Below are 24,926 nucleotides of genomic sequence, written 5' to 3'. Positions count from 1 at the left end.
TCGGACCGAGCACGGAAGAGGAGACGCCTACATGCACCCCCCGCTTGCCAAGGACCCGATCGCTGAGATCCAGAAGAACTGGGAGCGGCAGGGATGGACGTCCGCGGCCGCCCCCGCGGCGGCGGTCACCGCAATCATGCGGACGCAGCAGATCCTCTTGGCGCGAGCACGGGACATCCTGAAGCCGTTCAAGCTGACCTTCGCCCGCTATGAGGTGCTCGCGCTGCTGGGGTTCTCCCGAGAAGAGCGGCTGCCGATGAACAAGGCCAGCCAGCTGCTGCAGGTCCATCCGACGTCGATCACCAACGCCGTCGACCGGCTGGAGTCGGCGGGTCTGGTGCGCCGCGAGCCGCATGACTCTGACCGGCGCGCAATGCTCCTGGTGCTCACCCCGGAGGGCAAGCAGGTGGCCGAACAGGCGACCAAGGCGCTCAATGAGCAGCTCTTTGAGCGCACCGGGTTCGAGTCGCAGGAGATCGACCAGCTGAACACCATCTTGGCGAACTTCCGCCAGCGAGCGGGCGACTTCCCGTCCTGAACCGCCGGGTCAGCGATGCCTCCACTGAGGTTCGCGCTTCTGGATGAACGCGCTCATGCCTTCGGACTGATCCTCGAGTGAGAACAGCGAATGGAACATCCGCCGCTCGAACGCAAGGCCCTGATGAAGCGTGGAGTCGAAGGCCGCACCCACGGCCTCCTTGCCCATCTGCGCAGCCGGCTTGGATTTCGAGGCGATCAGCTCAGCGACCTTGGTGGCTTCCGCGACCGTGTCTTCGTCTGCCACGACTCGTGAGACCAGGCCGATGCGCTCGGCTTCATCGGCGTGGATGTGCCTCCCGGTGAGGATCATATCCATCGCCTTGGCCTTCCCGACCGATCGGGTGAGCCGCTGGGAGGCGCCCATCCCCGGGATGACCCCCAGGTTGATCTCGGGCTGACCGAACCTCGCACCTTCTCCGGCCACGATGACGTCGGCCATCATCGCGAGCTCACACCCGCCGCCCAGGGCGTAGCCGTTCACGGCAGCCACGATCGGGGTGCGCAGGCGGGTGAAGTCATCCCAGCGGCGGAACCAGTCCGCGGCATACATCCCCGGATGGTCCTGCTCCGACATCTCGTTGATATCGGCACCCGCCGCGAACGCCTTGTCCGAGCCGGTGACGAGGATCGCCCCGATGTCGGGGCTGGCGTCGAAGACGCCGGCGGCGTGGACGACCTCCTCCATCATCATGGTGTTCAGCGCGTTGAGGGATTCGGGCCGGTTCAGCGTGATCCTGCCGACCCTTGCTTCGGTCGAGACCAGGATCGTCGAATATTCGGTCATGCCTCACGCTCCTGCGTTGTGGGAGTTGTCTCGGATGGTGTTGATGATGGCGGAGAAGTCCTGCCGCTGCCCGGGACCCTGGGCGAACTCGGAGAAGATGGCCGCCGCGAGTCTTCCCAGCTGTGCATCGACCCCCTGTTGGTCCAACGCGTTGGTGGCGAGGGTGAGGTCCTTGGCCATCAGGGCGCCGGCGAAGCCAGGCGTGAAGTCACGGTTGGCGGGGGAGGTCGGCACGGGACCTGGGACGGGGCAGTTCGTGGTCAGCGCCCAGCACTGACCCGACGCGTTGGACACGACGTCGTAGAGCGCCTGGTGGTCCAGCCCCAGCCTTTCGCCCAGAACGAAGGCTTCACCCACGGCGATCTGGCTGATGCCGAGGATCATGTTGTTGCAGAGCTTCGCAGCCTGGCCCAGGCCGCTGCCGCCACAGTGGACCACCCGAGCGCCCATGATCTCCAACAGCGGGAGGACCTCCTGGAACACCTCGAGACGGCCTCCGGCCATGAACGCGAGGCTGCCGGCCTCGGCGCCCACCACGCCCCCGGAGACCGGTGCATCGGCGGCCCGGAATCCCGCGCGCTCGGCCAGCTCCGCAGCCTCCTGCGCCTCGGAGATGTTGATGGTGGAGCAGTCCAGGAAGATCGTCCCTGGCCTGGCCGCGGAGAGCAGTCCCGGTGAGTCCCGATAGGCCGAGAGCACGTGCTGACCCGAGGGCAGCATCGTGAGCACCACCTCAGATCTCGCGACGGCGTCAAGAGGGTCGGTGACGACATCGATTCCCTTGGAGCGGGCGGTCTCCACGGCTTCGGCGCTGAGGTCGAACCCGTAGACCTGCACACCGGCCTGGACGAGGTTCGCGGCCATCGGGCCGCCCATGTTGCCGAGTCCGATGAACGCCACGGTGGGGTGTGTGTCGACGTCGTGTGTGGTGCTGTTCATGAATGTGCCTCCTGAATCGGTGAAAACAGCTCGAAGGTCGGATGTGGGCCGGGCAGGAAGTGCTCCTCGATCCTCATCTCGTCGACCTCCGGCAGGGTGGCCGGGTCCCACCGTGGGCTGCGGTCCCTGTCGATGACCTGCGCCCTGATGCCTTCGGCGAAGTCATGGCCGCGCAGCTGGTGCTGCCCGGCCGCATACTCCCGCACCAGGGCGGCCGACAGCTCCAGACGTGAGGCTTCGCGGATCCCGTGGAGCGTCAGCTTCAGCGCGGTGGGGGACCTGCTCAGGATGTCCTCTCGGGCCCGCGCCGCGTCCGGGTGCGTCGCTCCCCACGCCGCCAGCCGCTCGAGGATCTCTTCCGCGGTCTCGGCGGAATATGCGTCGTCGATCCAGTCCTGCGCGGACCGCAGCGGGGCGACCGGCGGGGTCTCGGTGAAGCCTGCCTTGACCTGGTCGAACGTCTCCTGCTCGAGGGCTTCCGCCAGCGCCGCCAGCTTGCCGGAGGGCACGTACACGTCGGCCAGGCCGAGGTGGATGGTGTCGGCGGCGCCGAAGATGCCCGCCGTCAGGCCCGCGTGGAGGCCCGCTCGTCCCGGTGAGCGGGCGAGCAGATGGGTCCCGCCGACGTCCGGGAAGTATCCGATGGTGGTCTCGGGCATGCCGGCCTTCGTGCGTTCGGTGACCACCCGGTGGCGGCCGTGGGCGGAGATGCCGATGCCGCCGCCCAGGGTGGCTCCGTCCATGAAGGCGATATACGGCTTCGGATACTGGCTGATCAGGTGGTTCAACCGGAACTCGGTGGCGAAGAACTCCGTGGTGGTGTAGTCGTCACGGCCGCTCGCCCGAGTGGCACGGATGTCTTCGTAGATGCTGCGCACGTCGCCTCCCGCGCAGAGGCCACGGTCTCCCGCGCCGAGGACCAGCACCTGGGAGACGCCCGGAGCATCGCGCCATTCCTGCAGCTGGTGCAGCATCTGTCGCACCATGTTCAGGTTCAGCGCATTCATCGCCCCGGGCCGGTTCAGTCTGATGACGCCGAGGGTGCCGCGCGCCTCGAAGAGCACCTCAGCGGCCATCGCTCAGCTCCCCTCGGGCATGATGAAGCTCGCACCCTCTTTGGTTCCGGAGGGCCAGCGCGTGCTGACCGTCTTGGTCTTGGAGTAGAACTTCAGTCCATCCGCACCGTGCTGATTGAGGTCGCCGAATCCCGAGGCCTTCCAGCCGCCGAAGGTGTAATACGCGATCGGCACCGGGATCGGCACATTGACGCCGACCATGCCCACCTCCACCCGGGAGGCGAAGTCTCTGGCGGTGTCGCCGTCGCGGGTGAAGATCGCCACCCCATTGCCGAACTCGTGCTCCGTGGGCAGCCGCAGGGCCTCCTCATAGTCCCGGGCTCGTGCGATGCACAGCACCGGACCAAAGATCTCCTCCTTGTAGATGCGCATCGCTGGTGTGACGTGATCAAAGAGCGTCGCGCCGATCCAATACCCCTCGGGGTGGCCCTCGACGACGACGCCGCGCCCGTCCACCACCAGCTCAGCACCCTCCTCGACGCCGAGCCCGATGTAGCCCTCGATCCGCTGCTTCGCGTCCGCGCCCACCACCGGACCGAAGTCGCTGGAGGGATCCAGGGAGGGTCCGACGACGAGCTTCTCGATGCGCTCCAGGAGCTTGGCTCGCAGCGCCTCAGCGGTGGCCTCGCCGACGGGGACGGCGACCGAGATGGCCATGCATCGCTCACCGGCGGAGCCGTAGCCGGCGCCGATCAACGCGTCGGCGGCCTGATCGAGATCGGCGTCGGGCATGATCACCATGTGGTTCTTCGCGCCGCCGAAGCACTGTGCGCGTTTTCCCCGGGCGGCGGCCGCGGTGTAGATGGACTGGGCGACGGGGGTGGATCCGACGAACCCGATGGCCTTCACCCGGGGGTCCTCGATGAGGGCGTCCACCGATTCCTTGTCCCCATTGATCACGTTCAGCGTGCCGGGCGGCATGCCCGCCTCCAGTGCGAGCTCGGCCAGGCGCAGCGGCACCGAGGGGTTGCGCTCCGAGGGTTTCAGCACGAAGGTGTTGCCCGCGGCCAGGGCGGTTCCGGCTTTCCAGAGCGGAATCATGGCGGGGAAGTTGAACGGAGTGATGCCGGCGACGACTCCGAGAGGTTGGCGCAGGCTGTGGATGTCCATGCCGGTGGCCGCGTCGTGGGAGAACTCGCCCTTGAGCAGATGGGGAGCTCCGGCGCCGAACTCCACGACCTCCACGCCGCGCTGGATGTCGCCCAACGCATCGTCGAAGGTCTTGCCGTGCTCATTGGAGAGCGTCTCGGCAAGCTCATCACGGTGGGTATGGATCAGGTCGGCCCACTTCAGCAGAATGCGTCCGCGCCGCTGGGGGTTCAGAGCCGACCACTCTCCGAACGCGGCCAGGGCGGAATCGATGGCCTGGGAGACTTCCTCGGCGTTGGCCAGGGGCACCTCGGCGGTGACTTCGCCGCGGACCGGGTTGAAGACCTCGCGGCTCCTGCCTGAGGTGCCATGTATGTGTTTGCCGTGGATGAAGTGGGTCAGATCCGTCATGGACGTGCTCCTTCGCGTCGAGATCAGCCTCGGGGATGCCTGGCGAGGGGCTGATCGACCTGGTATCGCATGTGATTCAGCTCTCACTGTGTTAGCCTAAACTCAACTTATTGGAAGTGCAACTATCGAGCTTGCGACCGGTATTCGAGCCAGGGAGCTCCAATCGGCAGAGGATGAGGCATCATGACCGGGTCCAGCCCGGCACCGTCGCCATTGCGGACGCGCTGGGCCGGGTGGACATCGCCGGGGGAGTGGATCCCTCCACCCCGGCGATCACCCTCATGCAAGGTCTGCCCTCATGCTCAGCGTGGATGAACCAACTCGATGAAGGAGATTCGGATGGAACTGACACGAGCCAGCGCAATCGTCAGCGGAGGAGCCTCGGGCCTCGGCCATGCCACGGCGAAGGCCCTGATCATGGCGGGCGCGCAGGTGGTGGTCGTGGACCTCCCGGACGCCGAGGGCAGCACGGAGCGGGCCGACGCCGTGTCCTCGCTCGGTGGACGCGCCGCCTTCTGCCCCGGGGACATCACGGATCCGGCCACTTCTCGCGAGGCCGTCGCTGCGGCAGCCGGGCGGGGGCCGCTGCGGGTTGCCGTGAGCTGCGCCGGTGTGGCCACCCCGGGAAAGCTGCTGGGTCGAGACGGCCCGCTCTCCCAGGAGCAGTTCATGGGTGTCCTCGCCGTCAATGTCGGCGGCACGGTGAACCTGATGGCGCAGGTCGCCGCCGCGATGCGGGACAACGAACCCTCCGCCGGCGAGCGCGGGGTGCTGATCAACACCGCGTCGGTGGCCGCCTTCGAGGGTCAGATCGGTCAGATCGCCTACGCGGCCTCGAAGGGGGCAGTGGCCTCGCTGACCCTTCCGGCGGCCCGCGAGCTCGCCCGGCATGCCATCCGGGTGATGACGATCGCGCCCGGACTCTTCGAGACCCCCATGATGGCGGGTCTGCCCGAGGAGGCCAAGGAGTCGCTGCGCGCCAAGACGCTGCACCCCGCCCGGCTCGGTGCGCCCGAGGACTACGCCCAGCTGGTCATGCAGATCGTGGCCAACCCGATGCTCAACGGCGAGACCATCCGGCTCGACGGCGCGATCCGGCTCGAGCCCAGATAGCCGCGGCGCTCGCGGTCCGAGCCTCGTCGGGAGGGTCAGTCGCTCCAGCCGGTGTAGGAATCCGCGAAATAGGCCTGGCCGTGCACGGAGCCGGTGATCGCGTCGAACTCGCCGCGGCGACGCCGGTGGGTGAAGGGGTTCTCGTCCGGCTGACGGTGCAGAAGGTTCGTCGCCCAGTAGGAGAAGTTCTGCGCCTTCCATACCCGGTCCAGTGCGGTCCGGGAGTATCGACGCAGCGACTCCGGGGTCTCGGCCGCTTCTCCTTCATGGCCGGGCGCATCGGCGCGCAGCTCGGTGATGAACTCCTCCACGCACGGAATCAGCACCCGCACATCGGCGAAGGCCAGGTTCAGACCCTTGGCCCCGGTCGGCGGGACGGTGTGGCCGGCATCGCCGGCCAGAGCCAGCCGGCCGTGGCTGAGCGGGTCACAGACATAGGAGCGGAAGGGCAGCACGGTCTTGTCGATGATCGGTCCGCGCTTGAGCTGGACGCCGCCCTCGGTGCCGAGCACCTGCTGGATGTGGTCGAAGATCGCGTCCTCGGACCAGCTGTCCGGATCGGTGTCCGGGTCGCACTGGAAGTACATGCGCTGGACGGTCTCATTGCGCTGGGAGATCAGTGCGAAGCCGAGCTCGGAGTTCGCGTAGATCAGCTCTGGGGCGGTCGGTGGGGCCTCACAGAGGATCCCGAACCAGGCGAAGGGGTAGGAGATGAAGTGGTCGGTGCGCACCTCCTCGGGGATCAGCCTGCGACACATGGAGCGGGACCCGTCGGTGCCGATGATCAGGTCGGCCTCGATGCTGCGTGCCTGAGCGTGCGCGTCGGTGAAGCTGATCCGCGGAGACGTGGTCTCGATCCCGTGGACCTGGGTGTCGGTGACGGCCCAGTGGATCTCCCCGCCTTCTCGTTCCCAGGCGTTGGCGAGGTCGAAGAAGACCTCGTTCTGTGGGTAGAGCCAGACCGAGCGTCCGACCAGCGCCTGGAAGTCGATGCGATGCTGCTCTCCGTCGAAGCTGAGCACCGTGCCCTCGTGTTCATGACCCTCGGTGAGCACTCGTGACCCGACTTCGGCGTCCACCAGCATGTTCACCGTGGCGGCTTCGAGGATCCCTGCACGCTGAGTGTGGTGGATCGTGTCCTTCGTGCGGGTCTCGATCACGGCGGCGGAGATGCCGCGTCGCTTGAGCAGCAGCGCGGTCATCAGCCCTGCGGGGCCGCCGCCCACGATGCCGACGTCGACTCGGGTGGTGTGCGCGGTCATGTCTCTCCTTCTCCTGGGCCGGTTCGACCCTGTGCAGATCAGTCTGGTCAGCAGATGTGCCCAGCGCCACAGAGATCCCATTGAATGCGATGGCAGCGCGGGGCGCGGTTCACCCCTTGCCGCTGATCTCGCGCTGTATGCCCCGTGCGGCGATCTGCAGCATCTGCACCCAGGGTGCGGGGCGTCGGGCGACGTCGTCGTCGTCGGTGACCACGCCCAGGGCGGCGACCACGGAGCGGCCGCGCTGCCGGATCGGCACCGCGACTCCGGTGACCTCGCGCTCGATCACGCCGGTCTGCGCGCAGTAGCCCTGCTGGCGGACCTGTTCCAGCCGGTCCTCGGAGATGATCTGACCAGGTGACGCGTCCTGATGGTGGGTCCGGTAGAAGGTGCGGAACTCGGGGGAGGCGTGGGCCAGGAGCACGAGGCCGGTGGCCGAGACGTGCAGCGGCAGTCGGCCGGCGACCCCGCCGTGGATGCGCGGCGCCTCCCGTGCCGAGAGTCGGTCCACGAAGAGCACCTCGTGGCCTTCGATCACCCCGAGCTGCACATGCTGACCCATCACGGTGTGGACATCGGAGAGGTAGGGTCGGGCGCGCACGGCGAGCTTCATCGTCGGCGCCGAGCGGTTGGTCATCTCCCAGAGGCGGGTGCCGACCATGTACCCGGCCGGCAGCGACTCCAACCAGCCCAGCTCGGCCATGTCGCGGCAGAGCCGGTGCGCGGTGGCCGGCGGCAGGCCGGTGCGCCGGGCGATCTCGGCCGCGGTGAGCAGGCTGTCGGCCGCCGAGAAGGTGGAGAGCACCCGGTCAAGCCGGGCCAGGACCGAATCACCGGTGGGGGAGTTCGCCATGGATCACATGCTAGCTTCCGCGGCCCCGGCCGGGTCCCGGCTCACTCTCGCGCCGCGAGCGCGTCGGCGCGCAGCGCGCTGGCCGTGCGCTGGTGCAGCGAGATCCGCAGCACGACGACGGCGGCCAGTGCCACGATGATCCCGGCGCCGGTGTAGAGCGCGGTGGGGGTGGCGCCGAGGTCCAGCAGCGCTCCGACTGCGATCGGGGCGATGATGGCGCCGGTGCGGCCGACGCCGAGGGCGACGCCGACCCCGGTGGAGCGCAGCCGTGGCGCGTAGGTCATCGGGGCGATCGTGTAGATGCCGGAGATGCAGCCGTTGATGATCATGCCCAGCAGCACGCCGGCGACCAGCGCGGCCGGCAGCCACGCGGTGGCGTTGATGAACACGATGAACATCACCCCGGAGCCGATGGCGAAGACCGCCTGGACTCGACGCACGTCCCAGCGGGAGGCGAACACCCCGTACAGGACCGCACCGATGGTGCCGCCGATCATCAGCATGATCCCGCCCATGATGCCCTCATCGGTGGAGAAGCCGACCTCGGTGAGCAGCTGCGGGGTCCAGGTGTTGGCGAAGTAGAAGCCGAACATCACGATGAAGAACATCGCCCACAGCAGAAGCGTGTTGCGCCGGTTCTCCGGACTGAACAGCGCGGCGTAGGAGTTCTTGGAGCTGCCCGGCGTCTCGGTGTCACCCGTGTCGTAGTTCTCCAGGACCACCGGGCCGGTGATCCCCATCCGTGCGGCGATGTCCTCGGCGCGGCGCTGCTCAGAGCCGTCCCCTGCCGCCTGTGGGCTGGTGGCGCGGGCGCCGAGGAAGTCCAGGGACTCGGGCATCTTGAGCCAGACGAAGACCACGGCCAGCACGGTCACGGCACCGCCGAGCAGGAAGACCGCCTGCCAGCCGATGGTCCCGATCAGCGGGATGGCGGCCAGACCGCCCAGGGTCGCGCCCACCGGGTAGCCGGCCGCGTAGATGCTCATGCACAGGCCGCGGTATTTGGCGTTGGAGTACTCCGAGACCAGGACGGTGCCGGAGGTGAGGATGCCGCCCACGCCGAGCCCGGTGATGACCCGCCAGGCCATCAGCTCCGGCATCGAGGAGGCGGTGGCGGAGAGGAAGAGCCCGGCGGCATTGATGATCATCGCGATCATGAGCATCCGACGCCGTCCGAAGCGGTCCGCGAAGGGGCCCACCCAGATCGCGCCCAGCGCCATGCCGATCAGCCCTCCGCTGAGCAGCAGGCCCAGCTCGGTTCCGGTGAGGCCGAGGTCGGCCGAGACCGGGTTCGCGGTGAACGCCATGGCCTGCACGTCATAGCCGTCCAGGCCCATCAGGGCTGTGGCGAGGGCGACCACGAACCACTGGTAGCGGCTCATCGGTCGGGAGTCGATCGACTCGCGGAGGCTGGTCTGGGTCATGGGGATCTCCTTGCACGGCAGTGAAATTCCGTGGCTCAGCTCACAGAACCTGTTGGACGCTAGCCGCTCGTGACCCAGGGCACAATTGCGCGGGATGGACAGGCGTGGACGTCTCGATGAATGGGATCGGCCTTGACGGTGCGTCTGGACGATGGGCCCCATGGTGCGCCGCGGAGGGGCGTCTCGACCCCGCGGCGCCGCGACTACGCTTGGCCCATGGCAAACTCGCCCAGCGGTGACGCGGTGCTGGATCGTGCGATGCGGATCCTCATGGCGCTCGAGACCCGGACCAGCCTTCCCGCCGGGGAGCTCATCGACGCCGTCGGGCTGCCCCGGACCACCGGATACCGGCTGCTGCGCACGATGCGCGCGCACGGCCTGCTCGCCGTCGCGGCCTCCGGGGAGCTGGTCCTGGGGCAGCGGCTCTGGGAGATCGCCCAGAGCGCCCCGATCAGCCGCACGCTGCGCGCGGCGGCGCTTCCCTTCATGCATGACGTCAACGCGGTGGTCCGTCAGACCACCCAGCTCTCGGTGCTCGATGAGCAGGGGGTGCTGATCGTGGAGCGGCTCTCCCGTCATGGTGCGGTGGTCAACCCGGCCGAGGTGGCGACCACCATGCCGGCGCACCTGACCTCGATGGGGCACGTGCTGCTGGCCCATTCCCCGGCCCACGTGGTGGAGGGCTGGTGGGATCCGCGGCGGCAGCTGATCGAGGAGTCTCGGCCACAGCTGCGCCGCGAGCTCGCCGAGGCGCGCACCCGAGGTCATGCGCAGCTGAGCGGGATGATCAATGCCGAGACCACCGGCGTCTCGGTTCCGGTGCTGGGCGCCGATGGCCACGCGGTGGCGGCGCTGACCGTGGTCGTCCCGCGCGACTCCAGGGAGATCCCGCAGTTCCTGATGGCGCTGCAGACCGCCGGCCGCGGAATCACGCGCGCCCTGGAGGGCATGGGCCATTGAATGGCAATCGTGTGGCGGCCGGTGCTGCAGGCCGGGCAGACTGAGTGAGAACCACGTCACACCTCGGCGACGTACGCCGCTGATCCCCTTCAAGGAGCGAGAGCCCGATGGCCGAGAAGAACACAGACCCGGACGCCGCCGCAGTCTCCCAGGCGGAGATCGACGCGGAGATCGCCGCCATCCACGGCGAATATCGAGCCCAGCGCGACGCCGGCGCTCAGGTGGAGACCAACGCCCGGCTGAACTTCCCGCCCTACCGCAGCTCGCTGCTGCGGCACCCGACGAAGTCCCTGCATCACGCGGACCCCGAAGACATCGAGCTCTACAGCCCGGCCTTCGGCCATCGCGACGTCTCCCCGCTGGAGGCGGACCTGACCATCGCGCACAACGGCGAGCCCATCGGTGAACGGATCATCGTGACCGGCCGGGTCCTCGACGGTGAGGGCCGCGCCGTCGCCGGCCAGCTCGTGGAGATGTGGCAGGCCAACGCCGCCGGGCGCTATATGCACAAGCGCGACCAGCACCCCGCCCCGCTGGATCCCAACTTCACCGGTGTCGGGCGCACGCTGACCGGCCCCCATGGGGAATACAGCTTCACCACGATCAAACCTGCGCCCTATCCATGGAAGAACCACCACAACGCCTGGCGCTCGGCCCATATCCACTTCTCGCTCTTCGGCACCGACTTCACCCAGCGCATCGTGACCCAGATGTACTTCCCCGGGGACCCGATCTTCGATCTGGACCCGATCTACCAGTCCATCACCGACCAGGCCGCCCGCGATCGCCTGGTCGCCACCTACGACCACTCGGTCTCCCAGCATGAATGGAACACCGGTTACCGTTGGGACATCGTCCTTTCCGGAAGCAACCGCACCTGGGCCGAGCAGGAGGAGGAGCACTGAACATGAAACTCACCCCCACCCCCGCCCAGACCGTCGGACCCTTCTTCGGCTTCGCGCTGCCCTATCCAGGCGGGGAGGCACTCGTCGACCGCTCGCACCCGGGAGCCGTGCGGCTGCACGGGACGGTCTACGACGGCGACGGCGTGCCCGTGCCCGATGCGCTCCTGGAGATCTGGCAGCCGGATGAGCACGGGGCGATCTCGCGGCAGCCAGGGTCTCTGCACCGCGACGGCTACACCTTCACCGGGTGGGGCCGCGCCGCCGTCGACGGCGTGGGCCATTACTCCTTCACGACGGTGGAACCGGGCAGCACCGGCGCCGGCGTCGCACCCTATGTCCTGGTCACGATCTTCGCTCGCGGGCTCATGGATCGGCTCTTCACCCGGGCCTATCTGCCCGCCGACGCCGCCGCCCTCGAGCAGGACGCGCTACTGAGCTCGGTGTCTGAGGATCGCCGCCACACCTTGATGGCCGCCCGGGAGTCCGATGGCAGCCTGCGCTTCGACATCCACCTTCAGGGCGCAGACGAGACCGTGTTCCTGACCTACCCCAACACCCCGCAGTTCACCGGCCCGGTGGAGTGATCGACAGGAGCGTGCCGCCAGCCATGACCGGACCCTACGGAATCCTCAGCCCGGTGTGGGCAGGCACCGCGACGGCGCAGCTGATGTCCGAGGAGTCCATCCTGCGGGCGATGCTGCGCGTCGAAGCGTCCTGGGCCCAGGCGCTCGCCGATGCCGGCGAGGCCCCTGCCGCCAGTGCCGCGGCCATCGTGGCGATCAGCGAGGACCCCGCGCGGGCCGGCCTCAGCGTCGAGGAGATCGCGTCGCAGAGTCCCGGCGGCGGGAACCCGGTGATCCCGATGCTGGCCGCCGTGCGCCGCGCCCTGGTCGAGGCCGGTGAATCCGATGCTGCGCTGCACCGGGGAGCCACCAGCCAGGACATCCTCGACACGGCGCTGATGCTGCTGTGCCGCGAGTCCGTTGCGGCTCTCTTGAGCGACGCGCGCCGGGCAGGAACAGCGCTGAGCAGGCTCAGCCAAGAACACCGGAACTCCGTCTGCGTGGCCCGCTCGCTGACCCAGCACGCGCTGCCGACCACGTTCGGGCTGCGCTGCGCCGGCTGGCTCGATGGGCTGACCCAGGCGATCCAGCGGCTGGAGCTGGCCGCGGCGAAGCTGCCGCTGCAGTGGGGCGGAGCCGTGGGCACCCAGGCCTCGCTCAGTGACTCACTCGGGCCGCAGCGAGCCGCCGCGCTGACCACCGATCTTGCGGCCCGCCTGGGACTGCGTGCGATGCCGCGACCTTGGCACACCCAGCGTCAGATGATCCTTGAGCTCGCCGCAGCGCTCGCCGGCCTGCTCGCGACGCTGGGAAAGGCCGCGGGAGATGTGCTCACCCTGCAGCGTCCTGAGGTCGCCGAGCTGCGCGAACCCACGGTGCCTGGCCGCGGCGGCTCCTCGGCGATGCCGCAGAAGCAGAACCCGGTGCTCTCCACCCTGATCCGCTCGGCGGCCCTGGCTGGTCCGGGGCAGCTGAGCACGCTCTACCTGGCCGCGGCCACGGCAGAGGATGAACGCCCGGCGGGCGGCTGGCATGCCGAATGGCCGAGCCTGGTCGAGCTGGCCCGGCTCAGCGGCGGTGCCGCCACCCGCGCCGCCGAGCTGTTCGAGGGCCTCGTGGTGGACCCCGGGGCCATGGCGGTGAATCTGCGACTCAGCGGCGACGCCGTGCTGAGCGAGCGGCTCATGGCGCGCCTGGGCAGCTCCTTCCCCGGGGGCAGGCAGGCGCTGCAGGATGTGGTGCGGCGCAGCGCCGTCGAGCGCGTCGGCCTGCGCGGCCTGCTGGAGGAGCAGCTCGGTGATTCGATCGCTCCAGCGGATCTCGATCGGCTGCTCGACCCGCACCGGTACCTGGGTCGGGCCCAAGAGTTCATCGATGCCGCCGTCGATGAGTTCAACCAGCAGGACTTCAACCAGCAGGACTTCAACCAGACTGCCGCGCAGCCGGAAGGACCCACCGACCATGCCTGAGCCAACTGTGTCTGAGCCGACGGCGTCTGAGTCAGGGACCGCACTGACTCTCACCCCGCAGCTGCTCTCCGGATCCGTGCAGGATCTCGCCGCCGGGACCCGCCCGGTGCTGGTGCTGGGGCCTTCCCTGGGGACCAGCGTCGCCGTCCTCTGGGAGGGTGCTGTGCCGCATCTCCAGGAGGCCTTCACCGTCATCGGCTGGGACCTGCCGGGCCACGGCGACGCGCAGCCCCATCCCGAGCCCTTCGAGATCACCGACCTCGCCGACGCCGTGGAGCACCTGGTCGCTGAGCTCGCCAGGTCCCACGGGATGCCTGCGGATCTTCCGGTCTACGCCGCCGGGGTGTCCATCGCCGGCACCGTCAGCCTGACCCTGGCGCTGCGCCCGCAGACGCGGTTCACCCGGCTGGCAGCCCTGTGCACGGCCGCGAAGATCGGTGACCCGCAGATGTGGAGCGAACGCGCCGAGCTCGTCGCGCAGGCCGGAACCCCCACCATGGTCGAAGGCTCGGCCCAGCGCTGGTTCGCCCCGGGGTTCATGGCCCGGCATCCGGCCGTGGTCACCGGACTGCTGAGCTCGCTGCAGCACGCCGATCGACACTCCTATGCCCAGGCCTGTCGCGCCCTTGGCCGCTACGACCTCACCGCCGAGCTCTCCGGCGTCGCCCGCCCGCTGCTGGTGATCAGCGGGGAACAGGACCCGGTCTGCCCACCCTCGGCGGTCCGGGACCTCGCCGCGGCCCCGCACACGAGGACCGCAGTGCTCGACGGCGTCGCTCACCAGGCCCCAGCCGAAGCGCCCGAAGCCACCGCCCGACTGCTCAAGGAGTTCCTCGATGACTGATTCCAGCTACCAGGAGGGAATGAAGGTGCGCCGGGAGGTGCTCTCCGACGCCCACGTGGACCGCGCCGAGGCCCGCAAGGACACCTTCACCGAGGACTTCCAGGAACTGATCACCAACTACGCCTGGGGATCGATCTGGACCCGCCCCGGACTGGACCGGCCCACCCGATCGGTGATCACCCTCACCGCGCTGATCGCCGGCGGCTACTGGGAAGAGCTGGAGATGCACATCCGCGCGGCGCTGCGCAACGGGCTCACCGAGGATCAGATCAAAGAGGTGTTCCTGCAGTGCGCCATCTACTGCTCGGTGCCCGCGGCGAACACCGCGTTCAGCATCGGGCACCGAGTCCTGGAGGAAGAACGCACCAGCGGCGCCTGATCGCCCGCAGCGGTCCCGCTCAGCGGCGCGACATGTACAGGTTGAACGCTTTGGCCAGCAGCGGATTGACCGGGTAGTCCCATTCGCCGAGCGTCTGGACCACATCGGCGCCCATGGTCGTCTTGAACCGGGTGAGCCCGGCCAGCGGGTACTCAGGGTCCAGCGAGGGGCTGAGCCCGCCGAGGTCGAACCACTGGCAGCCTGCGGCCAGCGAGTCTTCGATCTGGCGCAGCTGCAGCGCGCGCGGGGCGTAGCGCTTGCGCTCCTCGGAGGAGGAGGCGCCGTAGACGTACCAGGCGAACTCTCCCTGCCGGACGTAGATCGCCGCGGCCAGGAGCTGATCCTCAAGATGCGCCAGGTAGAGGGTGCACTCGCTCAGCGGCGAGGCATTGAGCTCGCGGTACATGTCCTGGAAGTAGGAGAGCGGCCGGCCGGTGAAGTCATCACGGTCGGCGGTCTCCGCGTAGAGCGCGTGCCAGGCCGGGAGGTCTGACTCGTCGCCGACGCTGACGCTCAGCTCGGAGCGGGTGGACTTCTTGGTCTGCCGGCGGGAGGACTGATCCATGCGGGCCAGCACGCCATCGATGGGCAGGGTGGCGCCGGTCTCGTCGGTGAGTGGAATGCGGGCCTGGAACTGGGGCTGCCCGGCCTCGAAGTCGGTGCTCGGGGCGGGGGCCTTGAAGCCCAGTGCGCGCAGCTGCTGCTGCCACTGGGCGGCCTGGGCGGCGCCGGCCGGATCGACCTCGAGCGGGTCGAGTTCTTCAATGCTGGTGTTCTCGCCGGCGGCCAGCGCGCGGCGGACCTCCTTGGCCTCCCACCGGCGCAGCACCGAGGGCAGGCCCATGCGGATCAGGAATGCGCCGGAGGCCTTGAGATGGGCGAGCAGCGGCGGGAGCAGCTGCTCCAGATCAGCGGCCGGGTCCAGCACCGGGCCCTCGGCCAGATAGGCGAGCGTCTTGTTCCCGAGCAGCGGCACCGCCGCGGGGATCGGGAGCCGACGGAAGAGCACCAGCGTGGCGGCCACCGGGGCGGATTCGGCTCCGGCGCTGGCGTCGAAGACTCCGAGGCTCTGGGCCCGCCACTCCTTCTTCACCGCGGGCCAGCGCGGGTTCTGCAGGAACGATGCGGTCTTCTGGTCGGCCAGGAAGCTGGTGTGCTCCTCTGCGCTGATCGGGCGGACCTCGTACACGGCGGCAACGCCTGAATCTCTATGCTCCATCACGCCTCAAGGGTACCGTCTGGTTCCTGTGCGGCTGGGAGATCAGGTTCAGGGGCAGTTCCGCTCCGCCGTCCCAGCCCGGCCCTCCTGCGCGAGAGCGGCGGCACAATCTGCCATCGGCGCAGAGGTTTGCACTCGGTAGGGGAGAGTGCTAAAAATTGGTTTAGCACTCTCGTGTCGAGACTGCTAGAGGAACCTGAGCAGGTGAGGCCATATAGATGTTCCCGGTGACGCGGGGACGGCCGTCCGTCGCGGGCACCTGGAATGGTTCGACCCAGCAGACGCGAACACGTCTGACAGTCACACACCACGGCTTGAGACAAGCCGAGTCCAGGAAGGACACGCCACTATGGCAAAGACTATTGCATTCGATGAAGAGGCCCGCCGCGGCCTCGAGCGCGGACTGAACGTCCTCGCCGATGCCGTCAAGGTCACCTTGGGTCCCCGCGGCCGCAACGTCGTGCTGGAGAAGTCCTGGGGTGCACCCACGATCACCAACGACGGTGTCTCCATCGCCAAAGAGATCACCCTTGACGACCCCTACGAGAAGATCGGCGCCGAGCTGGTCAAGGAGGTCGCCAAGAAGACCGACGACGTCGCTGGCGACGGCACCACCACCGCCACCGTCCTCGCCCAGGCCCTGGTCAAGGAAGGCCTGCGCAACGTCGCAGCCGGCGCCGATCCGATGGCGCTCAAGCGCGGCATCGACCTCGCCGTGGAATCCGTCACCGCCGAGCTGTTCAAGTCCGCCAAGGAGATCGAGACCACGGAGCAGATCGCTGCCACCGCCTCCATCTCCGCCGGTGATACCCAGATCGGCGCCCTGATCGCTCAGGCGCTGGACAAGGTCGGCAAGGAAGGCGTCATCACCGTCGAGGAGTCCAACACCTTCGGTCTCGAGCTCGAGCTCACCGAGGGCATGCGCTTCGACAAGGGCTACCTCTCCGGCTACTTCGTCACCGACGCCGAGCGCCAGGAAGCAGTCCTGGAGGACCCCTATATCCTGATCGCCAACTCCAAGATCTCCTCGGTCAAGGACATCATCGGCGTCCTCGAGCAGGTCATGCAGTCCGGCAAGCCGCTGCTGGTCATCGCAGAGGACGTCGAGGGTGAGGCGCTGGCCGCACTGGTGGTCAACAAGCTCAAGGGCACCTTCAAGTCAGTGGCCGTCAAGGCCCCCGGCTTCGGTGACCGTCGCAAGGCCATGCTGGCCGACATCGCCATCCTCACCGGTGGTCAGGTCATCGCCGAAGAGGTCGGCCTGAAGCTGGAGAACACCACTCTGGAGCTGCTCGGCACCGCTCGCAAGGTCGTCGTCACCAAGGACGAGACCACCATCGTCGAAGGTGCCGGCGAAGCCGACGAGATCTCGGGCCGCGTGGCCCAGATCAAGGCCGAGATCGAGAACTCCGACTCGGACTACGATCGCGAGAAGCTCCAGGAGCGTCTTGCCAAGCTCGCCGGAGGCGTGGCAGTCATCAAGGCCGGTGCCGCCACCGAGGTCGAGCTCAAGGAGCGCAAGCACCGCATCGAAGATGCCGTGCGCAACGCCAAGGCCGCTGTGGATGAGGGAATCGTCGCCGGCGGCGGCGTGGCCCTGATCCAGGCCGGCGCCCGCGCCTTCGCGACCCTGCAGCTCAGCGGAGACGAGGCCACCGGCGCGAACATCGTGAAGTTCGCCGTGGAGGCCCCGCTGAAGCAGATCGCCATCAACGCCGGCATGGAAGCCGGCGTGGTGGCCGAGAAGGTCCGCGGACTCCCCGATGGTCACGGCCTCAACGCCGCCACCGGTGTCTACGAGAACCTGCTCGAAGCAGGCGTCAACGATCCGGTGAAGGTGACCCGCTCTGCACTGCAGAACGCCGCCTCCATCGCGTCGCTGTTCCTCACCACCGAGGCCGTCGTCGCCGAAAAGCCGGAGAAGCACTCGGCCGGCGCCGGCGCCGAGGGCATGGACCCGATGGGCGGCATGGGCGGCATGATGTGATCACCTGATCACCGGCGCCCCCGCCGCACACCAGAGAGCCCCGCCGCCCACAAAAACAGCGGCGGGGGGCGAGGGTGTTGTTAGGGAAACGGGGGGGGCCCGGGCCCCCCCCCCCCCACCCCCCCCCCCCCCCCCCCCCCCCCCCCCCCCCCCCCCCCCCCCCCCCCCCCCCCCCCCCCCCGGGGCTCTCTGGTGTTGTACGGACTCCGGCCGGGCCATCCGGCTGCGGCCGTGCTCAGCTGAAAGTAGCTCAGTGGCCGAACATCCGGGTGTTCGCCGATTCGGTCTCCTCGTACTGGCTGGAGGCCGAGGCCATCGCCTGGCGGACGCTGGCCAGCGACTGCTCCACCTGCGCCTGGGTGGCGCGCCACTGGGTCAGCACATCCTGGAACGCCGTGGAGGCGGAGCCCTTCCAGGAATCCTGCAGCTGACGGAGCTGGGATTCCATCGAGCTGACATCGGTCTGGATGCGGCCCAGCGTGGCCTCCACGGTCTGGCTCTTGGCCAGCAGCTCCGCGGTGTCGATCTGAAGCATCGCCATGGTTCTCTCCTCGGGTGACCGGCGCGGCCGGTGCGGATCGGGTTCGGGCGGGGCCCGCTGCCCCGCCCGTGCTTGAGAAGAGTAGCCAGCCCGTCATCGGCGCAGGGCTGCGCCCGAGGCGCTGTGGAGGGCCGGGATCCTTCGGAGTCGAGTCGTCTCACTGGGGAAGACTGCGGTCCTGAGCGTCGCTCAGGCGCCGACGCTCATTCGGGAGTGCGCCGCTCTCGGGCTGTTGCACGGAGCTGGTCCAGCTCCTCCTCATCGATGTCCGTCTCATGGTCGCTCTGGTCATCGAGGGCCACCATGGGCAGCCGCAGGGTCATGGTGGCACCGCCGCCCTCCGTGGGGCTGTGGCGCACGGTGCCCTGGTGCTGCGCGGCGATCGCGGCGCAGATGGCCAGCCCCAGACCGGTGCCGCCGGTCTCGCGCTGTCGGGAGTTGTCCGCCCGGTAGAACCGCTCGAAGATCTTCGCGGCGTCCTCCTCGGCGATCCCGTCACCGTGGTCCCGGACCTCCAGCACGGCATCGATCTGAGAATCGGGGCGCTCCTGGGTGCCCACCGCGATCTCCAGCGGAGTCCCCTCAGGCGTGTAGCGCAGCGCGTTGGTCACCAGGTTCATCACGATCTGGCGGATCTTGCCCTCGTCGCCCACGGCGGGGGCCGGTACGGGGGAGCCGCCGTCGAGCCCGATGACCCGAGTCTCTCGATCCGGGGCATTGACGGCCAGGTCCATGATGGAGTCGTGGGCGATCAGGTTCAGGTCCAGCGGCGCCTTCTGCAGCGGCCGCTGCTCGTCCAGGCGGGCGAGCGTCAGCATGTCTTCGACCAGCTGACCCATTCGTTTGGCCTCGGACTCGATCCGCCCCATGGCCATGCCCACGGCCTCGGGGCTGTCACTGACCCCGCCCTGGCGGTAGAGCTCGGAGAACCCACGGATGGTCACCAGCGGAGTGCGCAGCTCATGGGAGGCGTCCTGGATGAACCGCCGCATGTTCTCCTCCGAGGTGCTCTTGGCCTGGAAGGCGGTCTCGATCTGCTCCAGCATGACGTTGAGCGAGCGCGAGAGTCGGCCGATCTCCGTCTCTGCCGGAGCCGCGGTCTCGACGCGTTTGGAGAAGTCTCCGGCGGCGATCTCTGCTGCGGTCTTCTCCACGTGGAAGAGCGAGCGGAAGGCCCGGGTGACCAGGGCGTAGGCGATGGTGGAGGCGCCGAGGGTGGCCATGAGCCCGATGGTGGCCACCAGGAAGGTGGCCCGCTCCACGGAGGTCTCCACCTGTTCCAGCGGCAGGGCGACCGCCAGGCTGTCCTCCCCGTTCTCCAGGGGCATCAGGTGCACGCGCCAGCCGCGGGAGCCCTCCAGGGTCCCTGGGACGTCGAGGTGCTCCTCCTGCTGCCAGAGCTCGAAGACCTCATCGAAGGTCATGCTGGGAATCTGCGGGATGTCTCCGCCGTAGCCGGCCGGGTGGGTGGAGTTGGCCTGCAGCAGCTCGCCGTCTTCATCCATCAGGATCCCGTAGAAGCGCAGGATGGACTGGGTGTCGCCGAACTCCGGGGGGCTGCGCCGGGTGAGGAACATCGAGACGTTGTTCGCGTTGGCGTAGATGTCCTCGTCCAGGTTGCGCAGCAGCTCCTGGCGGAACAGCGAGGCCGAGACGAAGGTGGTCACGAACAGGGTCAGGACCAGCAGCCCGGACATGATCAGCACCAGCTGGGTCCGCAGTGAAGCCTTGCGCCAGGTCTGAGTCACGGAGCTGAACGGGCGCATACGCAGACCTTACGTGCCGCAGCGAATCGGGGCGAGAACCCGTACAGGTTCAGCCGGTCTGTTACAGGCCCTGCGAGCGCTGACGGCGCTCCCAGGTCTGGAGCACATAGCCGACGCCGCGCTTGGTCTGGATCATCGGAGCGCCTTCGGAGCCGGAGTCGATCTTCCGGCGCAGGTAGGAGATGTAGGACTCCACGATGGAGGCATCGCCGTTGAAGTTGTACTCCCACACGTGATCAAGGATCTGCTGCTTGGAGAGCACCCGGTTGGGGTTCATCATCAGGTAGCGCAGCAGCTTGAACTCGGTGGGGGAGAGCTCCACCATCTCGCCTCCGCGGCGAACCTCATGGGCGTCGTCGTCGAGCTCGAGGTTGTCCACGACGATCACGGCGTCCTCATCTTCGAACGGCGCGGTGCGGCGCAGCACGGCGCGGATCCGGGCGACGACCTCGTCCAGGGAGAAGGGTTTGGTGACGTAGTCGTCGCCGCCCACGGTGAGGCCGGTGATCTTGTCATCGGTGTCATCGCGTGCGGTGAGGAAGAGCACCGGGAAATGCTTGCCGGCGGCGCGCAGCCGACGAGTGACGGTGAAGCCGTCCATATCGGGCAGCATCACGTCGAGGACTGCAAGATCGGGCTGGAACTCTTCGGCGGTCTCCAGCGCCTCGCGACCGTTGCCGGCCGCGGCGACCTCGAATCCGGCGAACCGCAGCGAGGTGGCCAGCAGCTCTCGGATATTGGGCTCGTCATCGACGACGAGCAGCTTCGCTTCAGGAGTCTTTTCAGTCACCCCTCCAGCTTGACCCCCATTTCTGGGTGCTTGCTGGACATTGCCTGTTCGTCGGGTGGTGTTCTCGTGGGTTCAGACGATGTCTTCGGCATCGAGGATCGAATAGCCGTAGCCCTGCTCGGAGAGGAACCGCTGACGTCGGGCCGCGTACTCCATGTCCACGGTGTCGCGGGTGACCACCGAATAGAAGTGGGCCCGCTTGGGGTCCTCTCCTTCGGCGGCCTCGCCAGGGCGCAGCAGCCGTCCGAGGCGCTGCGCCTCCTCCTGGCGGGACCCGAAGGTGCCGGACACCTGGATCGCCACCGAGGCCTGGGGCAGGTCGATGGAGAAGTTCGCGATCTTGGAGACCACCAGCACCTCCAGGTCGCCGGCGCGGAAGGCGTCGAACTGCTTCTGCCGGGCGGCGACGGAGGCCGATCCGGTGAGCACCGGCGCGCCGAGCTGCTCGCCGAGGCGCTGGAGCTGCTCGACGAACTGGCCGATCACCAGCACCTGTTCACCGCGGTGGCGGTGGCGTGCCACCAGTCGGGCCACCACGGCATCCTTGACCTCGGCCCCGGCGGCGAGCCGGTGCCGCTCCTTGTCCGCGGCGGAGGCGTATTCCATGCGCAGGCTGCGCGGCATGTCGGTGCGCACCTCGATGCAGGTCGCCGGGGCGATCCAGCCCTGGGCCTCCATCTGCTTCCAGGGAGTGTCATAGCGTTTGGGCCCGATCAGCGAGAAGACCTCGCGCTCCCGGCCGTCCTCACGGACCAGAGTGGCGGTCAGCCCGAGCCTGCGCCGGGCCTGCAGGTCCGCGGTCATCCGGAAGATCGGGGCCGGCAGCAGGTGGACCTCGTCATAGATGATCAGTCCCCAGTCGTGGCCGTTGAGCAGCTCCAGGTGGGTGAACAGCTCGTTCTTGCGGGCCGCGAGCACCTGGTAGGTCGCGATGGTCACCGGGCGGACCTCCTTCTTGGCCCCGGAGTACTCGCCGATCTCCTCCTCGGTCAGCGAGGTGCGCTTGAGCAGCTCTGCCTTCCACTGCCGGGCCGAGACGGTGGAGTTCACCAGGATCAGCGTGATCGTGCCGGAGGTGGCCATCGCCGCGGCACCGACCAGCGTCTTGCCGGCCCCACAGGGCAGCACGACGACTCCGGAGCCGGCCTGCCAGAAGTTGTCCACCGCCTCCTGCTGGTATCCGCGCAGCGTCCAGCCGTCCTGGCGCAGCGCGATCGGGTGCGCGGTGCCGTCGACGAATCCGGCCAGATCCTCGGCGGGCCAGCCCAGGCGCAGCAGCTGCTGCTTCAGCTCACCGCGGGCCTGTCCATGCACCGCCACGGTGTTCTCATCGATCTCGGGTCCGAGCAGGGAGGTCAGCGTCTTGGCGTGGAGCACCTCGCTCAGGATCCCAGGCTCCTGACTGCGCAGCACCAGCCCGTGGACCGGGTCCTTCTCCAGGCGCAGCCGCCCATAGCGGCTCATCGTCTCAGCGATATCGACCAAGAGCGCGTGCGGCACCGGGAATCGGGAGTGGTTGAGCAGGGTGTCGACCACGTACTCGGCGTCGAAGCCGGCGGCGCGGGCGTTCCAGAGGCCCAGCGGAGTGATCCGGTAGGTGTGGATGTGCTCCGGTGCGCGCTCGAGATCGGCGAAGGCGGCGACGGCCCGGCGCGCGGCATCGGCCTGCGGGTGATCCACTTCCAGCAGCACGGTCTTGTCCGACTGCACGATCAGCGGTCCATCAGCCATTGTTCTCCTCCATGTCGCGTTCCTGTGCAGCGGTGCCGCTCGTCAGGCCCGCTGCGGGATCCGCGGCGGTCTCCTCGACGGCCGCGATGCGGTGCAGCATCACCGTGGCCTCGCCTTCATCGTCTCGCACCCGGATCCTGACCCGCCCGGCGTTCATCCCGGTGGGCACCCCGGTGAGCCGGTGGGTGCTGCCCTGCGGGGACACCCGGGTCAGCGTCACCTCGCGCCGGGCCGCCAGGGCCGAGCGCAGCGTGCCGATGACATCCTGGGTCGCCGCAGAGTCCGAGGACGACGCCGGCGCCGCACGCCCGGCCTGCCGCAGCGCGGCCGCGGTGGCCCCCAGCAGGGTCTCGTCCAGGGCGCTGGGCTCCGCGCTGGTGATCCGCACCGGAGACTGCTCCCAGGGTGAGGTCTCCAGTGCCCAGGAGGCTGTGTGCTCGGCGGAGGTCCCGGTCTGCGCGCTGCGGTTCTGGTCTGGTTCGGCCTCGGTGTGCCGCGCGGTGTCGACGCCTGCCTCCGCCAAGGCCTGTTCAAGCGCGGCCGCGGGGGCGCGGCAGACCAGGATGTCCTCGGCCAGCACGCGCAGCCCGAGTCCACGGAGCACCGGATCATCGAGCAGGGCGTCACGCTGCTGGGAGTCGGTGACCCGCAGCCAGGCGCCCGCCTCTCCGATCTGCACACCGCGCCAGGTGCGTGCGGCATCCTCGACCTGGGTCCGCAGCGACGCCGGCACGTCGGTGAGGCTGTGCGCCTCGAGCCAGGCGAGAATCTCGGGCCCGGTCCATCCCCGAGTGAGTCCGCGGTGCAGCGAGTCGGGGCTGAACCGATAGGTCGGCACGGCCCCGTGGCCTTCGCGCTGGCCGAAATCTGCCAGCGCGGCTGTGCTCGGGGCGGAGAGCGCGCCGGTGGCGATCGCGGTGAGGTCCGACTGGACCAAGATGGTGTCCACCTGGGCGGGCATGGAGGAGGCCAGCTGCTCGGCGAGGCGGCTCAGCCCCGGTCGCCAGCTCGCACCGGGACTCGGCGAGACATCCTCGCGGACCCCGTCGGGCAGCGCCGACCCGTCGAGCAGCGCGGCCCCTGTGGTGCTCAGCGCACCCACGGCGAAGAGGCCGAGTCGTTCGGCTTCGCGGACCAGCCAGGGCAGCAGGTGCGCCACGCGCGCGCTCAGCAGCGGCCGGTCCCATGCGAGTCGGCGCGGCAGCGCACCGGTGAGGGCATCGAGGCCTGGAAGATCGTTCTCGGGAAGATTCAGTGCATAGAGCTGTCCGCCCTGCCCTGCGGGGTCTGCGCTGAGCGTCTCCGCGGTGCCCAGCAGTGCGCGACGAAGTCTTTCGGCATCCCCGCGCTGGCGGTCCAGGCCCAGCGTCGGGGCGATCCGGCTCGTCGGGTGGGGTCCGCGCAGCAGCATCGGCGCGCGCGGTGCCAGCAACCATCCGGAGACCAGCAGCTGGTGCTGGTGATGGCGTGCTGCGGCGCTCCATTGCTGAGCCAGCCGGCTCGGGGACCACGCCTGGTCGTCGGCGAGCTCGATCAGCCCGGAGGCGGCCGTGAGCTCCAGAAGCCATCCGATCTCCCCGACACTGGCATCGGAGCCCGCCGTGGCCCCGAGCGCTGCCGCGGCGGCGCGGCCACGCGCCGAGCCCGCCGGGACGGAGGGTCCCCACCGCGCTGACGCTGCGGCGATCCGGCGCAGTTCGCGCATGCCGACACCGCCGGTGCGCAGCGTCACGGCGGGGGAGTCGGACAGCAGCGCGAGCAGCTCCGCGACGTCGTCGAGCAGCTCGAAGATGGCGGAGAGCGAGGCGTTCTCGGTCACCGCGGCCTTCGCGCCGGCCGGGCTCGGCACTGAAGCGCGCTGACTCGAGAGGGTCTCGACGAGCTGCGGCAGATGTGCGGTGAGCGAATCGAAGATGTGCGGGAGCCGTGCGGGCGTCGCCAAGGTCTGCGCGGGCCCCGCTGCGCCGCCCGCTTCAGCGGAGGCCTCGAAGAACAGTCCCGCCGCCTGCAGGGCGTCCAGGGTGAATGGGTCCACGCGACCGGCCGGGACCGACTGCGCCGCAGCGCGGGAGAGCTCAGCGGCCGCGCGCAGAGTCGGGGCATCCAGGCGCTGCAGATGCTGCCGGAGGCTGGCCTCGGATCCGGCCCGCACCGCCAGCGTGGTCAGATCATGGGGGCTGGGCTGCAGCAGGTCGGGCCGAAGTCGCAGCAGTGCGGCCAGTCGGCTCTCGTCCCACGTCTCGAGGCGCTCAAGCAGAGCTTCCAGGCTGAGCAGGGACAC

22 protein-coding genes are annotated in these 24,926 nt (G+C 68.8%); 9 read left to right on the top strand and 13 right to left on the bottom strand.

Annotated features, from left to right (window positions below; genetic code table 11):
• Positions 1-31 precede the first annotated feature (31 nt).
• Entirely contained in the window at positions 32-538 is a 507-nt protein-coding gene (locus LSI54_RS05415; RefSeq protein WP_241465532.1) for a MarR family winged helix-turn-helix transcriptional regulator, read from the top strand.
• Positions 539-547: 9 nt separating this feature from the next.
• Here the strand turns inward: LSI54_RS05415 and LSI54_RS05410 are convergent, their stop codons facing one another.
• From LSI54_RS05410 to LSI54_RS05395, 4 genes are read right to left on the bottom strand one after another with little or no spacing between them, the layout of a single operon-like run.
• The gene (locus LSI54_RS05410) at positions 548-1,324 is read right to left on the bottom strand and encodes an enoyl-CoA hydratase-related protein (RefSeq protein WP_241470647.1); all 777 of its coding nucleotides are present in this window, start codon (positions 1,322-1,324) and stop codon (positions 548-550) included.
• Between the two features lie 3 nt (positions 1,325-1,327).
• Positions 1,328-2,263: a 3-hydroxyisobutyrate dehydrogenase gene (gene mmsB / locus LSI54_RS05405; RefSeq protein ID WP_241470646.1), complete on the bottom strand. Its 936-nt coding sequence runs from the start codon at positions 2,261-2,263 to the stop codon at positions 1,328-1,330.
• A complete protein-coding gene (locus LSI54_RS05400; RefSeq protein ID WP_241470645.1) occupies positions 2,260-3,339 on the bottom strand; it encodes an enoyl-CoA hydratase/isomerase family protein in 1,080 nt (359 codons plus the stop codon). Before LSI54_RS05400 ends, mmsB begins: the two co-directional genes overlap by 4 nt.
• A gap of 3 nt (positions 3,340-3,342) precedes the next feature.
• Positions 3,343-4,839, bottom strand: coding sequence for a CoA-acylating methylmalonate-semialdehyde dehydrogenase (locus LSI54_RS05395; RefSeq protein ID WP_241470644.1), 1,497 nt, complete (start codon positions 4,837-4,839; stop codon positions 3,343-3,345).
• Between the two features lie 339 nt (positions 4,840-5,178).
• Between LSI54_RS05395 and LSI54_RS05390 the strand changes: the two genes are divergently transcribed.
• Complete coding sequence (locus tag LSI54_RS05390) at positions 5,179-5,952, top strand: SDR family NAD(P)-dependent oxidoreductase (RefSeq protein ID WP_241470643.1); 774 nt, start codon at positions 5,179-5,181, stop codon at positions 5,950-5,952.
• Between the two features lie 35 nt (positions 5,953-5,987).
• Here LSI54_RS05390 and LSI54_RS05385 read toward each other — a convergent pair whose 3' ends face one another.
• The 3 genes from LSI54_RS05385 to LSI54_RS05375 all read right to left on the bottom strand — a co-directional run bounded on the left by LSI54_RS05385 (position 5,988) and on the right by LSI54_RS05375 (position 9,491).
• The gene (locus LSI54_RS05385; protein ID WP_241470642.1) at positions 5,988-7,214 is read right to left on the bottom strand and encodes a 4-hydroxybenzoate 3-monooxygenase; all 1,227 of its coding nucleotides are present in this window, start codon (positions 7,212-7,214) and stop codon (positions 5,988-5,990) included.
• Positions 7,215-7,323: 109 nt separating this feature from the next.
• Positions 7,324-8,067: an IclR family transcriptional regulator gene (locus LSI54_RS05380; protein ID WP_241465525.1), complete on the bottom strand. Its 744-nt coding sequence runs from the start codon at positions 8,065-8,067 to the stop codon at positions 7,324-7,326.
• A 41-nt stretch (positions 8,068-8,108) separates the two neighbouring features.
• Positions 8,109-9,491: an MFS transporter gene (locus tag LSI54_RS05375; RefSeq protein ID WP_241470641.1), complete on the bottom strand. Its 1,383-nt coding sequence runs from the start codon at positions 9,489-9,491 to the stop codon at positions 8,109-8,111.
• A 216-nt stretch (positions 9,492-9,707) separates the two neighbouring features.
• Here LSI54_RS05375 and LSI54_RS05370 point away from each other — a divergent pair, with 216 nt between their 5' ends.
• The 6 genes from LSI54_RS05370 (at position 9,708) to pcaC (ending at position 14,611) form a co-directional block, all read left to right on the top strand.
• Positions 9,708-10,451: an IclR family transcriptional regulator gene (locus LSI54_RS05370; RefSeq protein WP_241477874.1), complete on the top strand. Its 744-nt coding sequence runs from the start codon at positions 9,708-9,710 to the stop codon at positions 10,449-10,451.
• 107 nt (positions 10,452-10,558) lie between these two features.
• Positions 10,559-11,356: a protocatechuate 3,4-dioxygenase subunit beta gene (gene pcaH, locus LSI54_RS05365; protein WP_241465522.1), complete on the top strand. Its 798-nt coding sequence runs from the start codon at positions 10,559-10,561 to the stop codon at positions 11,354-11,356.
• Positions 11,357-11,358: 2 nt separating this feature from the next.
• A complete protein-coding gene (pcaG, locus tag LSI54_RS05360; RefSeq protein ID WP_241465521.1) occupies positions 11,359-11,940 on the top strand; it encodes a protocatechuate 3,4-dioxygenase subunit alpha in 582 nt (193 codons plus the stop codon).
• A 23-nt stretch (positions 11,941-11,963) separates the two neighbouring features.
• Positions 11,964-13,388 carry a lyase family protein gene (locus tag LSI54_RS05355; RefSeq protein WP_241477873.1) on the top strand — a complete coding sequence of 475 codons (1,425 nt, stop codon included), beginning with the start codon at positions 11,964-11,966 and terminating at the stop codon, positions 13,386-13,388.
• Positions 13,381-14,232 (top strand): alpha/beta fold hydrolase, encoded by an 852-nt coding sequence (locus LSI54_RS05350; RefSeq protein ID WP_241470639.1) that lies wholly within the window; start codon positions 13,381-13,383, stop codon positions 14,230-14,232. Before LSI54_RS05355 ends, LSI54_RS05350 begins: the two co-directional genes overlap by 8 nt.
• A complete protein-coding gene (pcaC, locus tag LSI54_RS05345) occupies positions 14,225-14,611 on the top strand; it encodes a 4-carboxymuconolactone decarboxylase (protein WP_241470638.1) in 387 nt (128 codons plus the stop codon). The genes LSI54_RS05350 and pcaC overlap by 8 nt, the downstream gene beginning before the upstream one ends.
• Before the next feature lie 19 nt (positions 14,612-14,630).
• On the opposite strand, the gene LSI54_RS05340 is transcribed toward pcaC, so the two are convergent.
• The gene (locus tag LSI54_RS05340; RefSeq protein ID WP_241465517.1) at positions 14,631-15,830 is read right to left on the bottom strand and encodes a lipid II:glycine glycyltransferase FemX; all 1,200 of its coding nucleotides are present in this window, start codon (positions 15,828-15,830) and stop codon (positions 14,631-14,633) included.
• A 349-nt stretch (positions 15,831-16,179) separates the two neighbouring features.
• Here LSI54_RS05340 and groL point away from each other — a divergent pair, with 349 nt between their 5' ends.
• Positions 16,180-17,817: a chaperonin GroEL gene (groL, locus tag LSI54_RS05335; protein ID WP_241465516.1), complete on the top strand. Its 1,638-nt coding sequence runs from the start codon at positions 16,180-16,182 to the stop codon at positions 17,815-17,817.
• A 250-nt stretch (positions 17,818-18,067) separates the two neighbouring features.
• Here groL and LSI54_RS05330 read toward each other — a convergent pair whose 3' ends face one another.
• The 5 genes from LSI54_RS05330 to LSI54_RS05310 form a co-directional block, all read right to left on the bottom strand.
• Positions 18,068-18,358, bottom strand: coding sequence for a WXG100 family type VII secretion target (locus LSI54_RS05330; RefSeq protein ID WP_241465515.1), 291 nt, complete (start codon positions 18,356-18,358; stop codon positions 18,068-18,070).
• Positions 18,359-18,561: 203 nt separating this feature from the next.
• Positions 18,562-20,124: a sensor histidine kinase gene (locus tag LSI54_RS05325; RefSeq protein ID WP_241470637.1), complete on the bottom strand. Its 1,563-nt coding sequence runs from the start codon at positions 20,122-20,124 to the stop codon at positions 18,562-18,564.
• A gap of 61 nt (positions 20,125-20,185) precedes the next feature.
• The gene (locus tag LSI54_RS05320; RefSeq protein ID WP_241465513.1) at positions 20,186-20,914 is read right to left on the bottom strand and encodes a response regulator transcription factor; all 729 of its coding nucleotides are present in this window, start codon (positions 20,912-20,914) and stop codon (positions 20,186-20,188) included.
• 72 nt (positions 20,915-20,986) lie between these two features.
• On the bottom strand, positions 20,987-22,645 hold the full coding sequence (locus tag LSI54_RS05315) for a DNA repair helicase XPB (RefSeq protein WP_241470636.1): 1,659 nt from the start codon (positions 22,643-22,645) through the stop codon (positions 20,987-20,989).
• Entirely contained in the window at positions 22,638-24,926 is a 2,289-nt protein-coding gene (locus LSI54_RS05310; protein WP_241477872.1) for a helicase-associated domain-containing protein, read from the bottom strand. Before LSI54_RS05310 ends, LSI54_RS05315 begins: the two co-directional genes overlap by 8 nt.

Source organism: Nesterenkonia sp. AY15 (genome assembly GCF_022565855.1).
GTDB lineage: Bacteria > Actinomycetota > Actinomycetes > Actinomycetales > Micrococcaceae > Nesterenkonia.
The sequence above is the reverse complement of the archived record's forward strand: the minus strand, read 5'-3'. Positions and strand labels throughout refer to the sequence as shown.

Excerpts from the sequence above, each read along its gene's own strand:
- LSI54_RS05415 (WP_241465532.1), top strand. The coding sequence starts at position 32 with ATGCACCCCCCGCTTGCCAAGGACCCGATCGCTGAGATCCAGAAGAAC.
- LSI54_RS05410 (WP_241470647.1), bottom strand. The coding sequence starts at position 1,324 with ATGACCGAATATTCGACGATCCTGGTCTCGACCGAAGCAAGGGTCGGC.
- mmsB (WP_241470646.1), bottom strand. The coding sequence starts at position 2,263 with ATGAACAGCACCACACACGACGTCGACACACACCCCACCGTGGCGTTC.
- LSI54_RS05400 (WP_241470645.1), bottom strand. The coding sequence starts at position 3,339 with ATGGCCGCTGAGGTGCTCTTCGAGGCGCGCGGCACCCTCGGCGTCATC.
- LSI54_RS05395 (WP_241470644.1), bottom strand. The coding sequence starts at position 4,839 with ATGACGGATCTGACCCACTTCATCCACGGCAAACACATACATGGCACC.
- LSI54_RS05390 (WP_241470643.1), top strand. The coding sequence starts at position 5,179 with ATGGAACTGACACGAGCCAGCGCAATCGTCAGCGGAGGAGCCTCGGGC.
- LSI54_RS05385 (WP_241470642.1), bottom strand. The coding sequence starts at position 7,214 with ATGACCGCGCACACCACCCGAGTCGACGTCGGCATCGTGGGCGGCGGC.
- LSI54_RS05380 (WP_241465525.1), bottom strand. The coding sequence starts at position 8,067 with ATGGCGAACTCCCCCACCGGTGATTCGGTCCTGGCCCGGCTTGACCGG.
- LSI54_RS05375 (WP_241470641.1), bottom strand. The coding sequence starts at position 9,491 with ATGACCCAGACCAGCCTCCGCGAGTCGATCGACTCCCGACCGATGAGC.
- LSI54_RS05370 (WP_241477874.1), top strand. The coding sequence starts at position 9,708 with ATGGCAAACTCGCCCAGCGGTGACGCGGTGCTGGATCGTGCGATGCGG.
- pcaH (WP_241465522.1), top strand. The coding sequence starts at position 10,559 with ATGGCCGAGAAGAACACAGACCCGGACGCCGCCGCAGTCTCCCAGGCG.
- pcaG (WP_241465521.1), top strand. The coding sequence starts at position 11,359 with ATGAAACTCACCCCCACCCCCGCCCAGACCGTCGGACCCTTCTTCGGC.
- LSI54_RS05355 (WP_241477873.1), top strand. The coding sequence starts at position 11,964 with ATGACCGGACCCTACGGAATCCTCAGCCCGGTGTGGGCAGGCACCGCG.
- LSI54_RS05350 (WP_241470639.1), top strand. The coding sequence starts at position 13,381 with ATGCCTGAGCCAACTGTGTCTGAGCCGACGGCGTCTGAGTCAGGGACC.
- pcaC (WP_241470638.1), top strand. The coding sequence starts at position 14,225 with ATGACTGATTCCAGCTACCAGGAGGGAATGAAGGTGCGCCGGGAGGTG.
- LSI54_RS05340 (WP_241465517.1), bottom strand. The coding sequence starts at position 15,830 with ATGGAGCATAGAGATTCAGGCGTTGCCGCCGTGTACGAGGTCCGCCCG.
- groL (WP_241465516.1), top strand. The coding sequence starts at position 16,180 with ATGGCAAAGACTATTGCATTCGATGAAGAGGCCCGCCGCGGCCTCGAG.
- LSI54_RS05330 (WP_241465515.1), bottom strand. The coding sequence starts at position 18,358 with ATGGCGATGCTTCAGATCGACACCGCGGAGCTGCTGGCCAAGAGCCAG.
- LSI54_RS05325 (WP_241470637.1), bottom strand. The coding sequence starts at position 20,124 with ATGCGCCCGTTCAGCTCCGTGACTCAGACCTGGCGCAAGGCTTCACTG.
- LSI54_RS05315 (WP_241470636.1), bottom strand. The coding sequence starts at position 22,645 with ATGGCTGATGGACCGCTGATCGTGCAGTCGGACAAGACCGTGCTGCTG.